Source organism: Arthrobacter sp. Y3221087 (assembly GCF_059089905.1).
Genome location: NZ_JBNHFE010000023.1, coordinates 1 through 669, shown reverse-complemented (window position 1 = coordinate 669; position 669 = coordinate 1). Strand labels below are relative to the sequence as shown.

The window sequence follows — 669 nt, the reverse complement described above, 5'->3', positions numbered from 1 at the left end:
GAAGGTGGGACTGGCGATTGGGACTAAGTCGTAACAAGGTAGCCGTACCGGAAGGTGCGGCTGGATCACCTCCTTTCTAAGGAGCCCCTCACAACTGCCCGTCCCGGGCGAATGTCCGGGTGTGGTGTTGTCAGGAGTACTGCCCGTAGCACGGACGTATGTTTCGTGGCGGGTGCTCATGGGTGGAATATCAACAAATAGGTGCCTGGTGGCACGGACCTGGTGGTTAGTACGGTTCCTCTTCGGGGGTTCCTGGAACGCTTTGGGTTCGTCGCTGGCGGGTAGTGTTTGGCACACTGTTGGGTCCTGAGGCAACAGGACCAGGGGATGGCCGGTCATGGTTTGTGCTGTGGCTGGTGGTTTCCTGGGTTTGTTTGTTTCTGGTTTCCCTGCCATGACGTTTCATGCGCTGTTGGTTCCCTTTGTGGGGGCTGTGTGTGTGGGGTGTGTGGTGTGGGGTTGTTGTTTGAGAACTACATAGTGGACGCGAGCATCTTCCATGAAGGACCCTTTTGGGGTTTTTTGTGGGAAAGCAATTTCCAAGAATTGGAACCTGGATCTGGCCGCACCGTTTGGTGTGGTTGGTTTCTGTGGTTCTCTCGAGTGTTTTTGTTGTTGATCTTTTGTGGTCAAGTTTTTAAGAGCACACGGTGGATGCCTTGGCATTAG

Annotated in this window: 1 rRNA gene; it reads left to right on the top strand. The window is 54.1% G+C overall.

Annotation, left to right across the window (positions count from 1 at the left end):
* A 16S ribosomal RNA gene (locus tag AC5RUO_RS19990) occupies positions 1-76 on the top strand; the annotation flags it as partial.
* Between the last annotated feature and the right edge of the window lie 593 nt (positions 77-669).